Below are 1,308 nucleotides of genomic sequence, written 5' to 3'. Positions count from 1 at the left end.
CTGCCAACCGCCTAAGCCCGTCGCGGACGAGGGCGGTGGCTTTCTCGGACGAGCCCGACTCGGCATAGCAGCGCAGTTCCGGCGCATTGCCCGAGGGGCGGAAATGCACGATGTCCCCGTTCTCCAGGAAGAGACGCAGCCCGTCGGTCTCGTCGGTCTTGACGACCGGAGCGCCCAAACCGCCCAGGAGGTCGCGGCGGACGGCGTCCGAGGACGCCAATTGCTGCACCAGCGCGCGGCTGATCTCGGTCGGGAAGTCCGGCAGCCGGTCACTCGCCGTAAAGCGCGCCGGCAAGGGGCGCAAGAGTTCGGACAGCGGCTGCCGTCTCGCCCGCGCTTCGGCGAGCAGGGTAAGGATCGGCAAGGCGGCGTCGCGGGTGAGCAAGGGCGCGAGGACCTTGCCGTGGCGTTCGATCGGCGTACCGACGAGGAAACCGCCGTTGGGTTCGAAACCGACGACCGGGCCGACGCCTTCGGCGATCAGTCCTTCGATCGCGGCGATGACGTACGGGGAGCCGATGCGGGTGCGCACGATCCGGGGAAAGGCGCCGCAGCGTTCAAGCGCGGTGTTGCCGCTCACGGTGCTGGCCACCGCCGTGGCGCCCAGGGCCTGGGCGCACAGGAGGCCGACGATGTCGCCGCGCAGCCAGCGCCCGTGCTCGTCGCCGAGCAGCGGCCGGTCGGCGTCGCCGTCGGTGGAGAGGATGGCGTCGAAGTGGTACTTCGCCGCCCATTGCCGGGCTTGTTCGATATCGGCGTCGCTCACGGCTTCGGTGTCGATGGGGACGAATTCGTCGACCCGGCCGAGCGAGACGACCTCCGCCCCCAGGCGTTCGAGGAGCTGGCGCAGGAGGTCACGGGCGACGCTGGAGTGTTCGTAGAAACCCAGGCGCATCCCGGCCAGGCACCCTTTCGGGAAGAAGTCGAGGTAGCGGGCGAGATAACGCTCGGTGGCGGCGGCATTGATCGGCGGTAAGGGGACGGTGAGGTCGGCTTCGGGAACGGTCACGACGGCGCGGGTGATCGCGGCTTCGTCGTCCTTCGTGATTTCGCCCTCACGGCGGTAGAACTTGATGCCGTTGCGGTCGAACGGGATGTGGCTGCCGGTGACCATGATCGCCGGACAGCCGCTCTCCTGGGCGTAGTAGGCGAGCGCCGGGGTCGGCAGGGCGCCGCCGAAGTCAACGTCGAGCCCGGCGTGGCGGATGGCGGCGGCGCAGGCGGCGGCCAGGCGCGGGCTGCTCGGTCGCAGGTCAATGCCCAGGGCGATGCGGCCCGAGTTCATTCCGATGGCCTGTAGGAAGGCCA

The 1,308-nt window shown here is 69.6% G+C and carries 1 protein-coding gene; it reads right to left on the bottom strand.

What is annotated here, in order from left to right:
• On the bottom strand, positions 1–1,285 hold a 1,285-nt coding region (locus NZ453_RS21845; RefSeq protein WP_263773123.1), incomplete at its 3' end, for a phosphomannomutase.
• Positions 1,286–1,308: the final 23 nt, after the last annotated feature.

This window comes from Propionivibrio soli (assembly GCF_025770765.1).
GTDB classification, from domain to species: domain Bacteria; phylum Pseudomonadota; class Gammaproteobacteria; order Burkholderiales; family Rhodocyclaceae; genus Propionivibrio; species Propionivibrio soli.
This window is presented reverse-complemented; position numbering and strand designations above follow the sequence as displayed.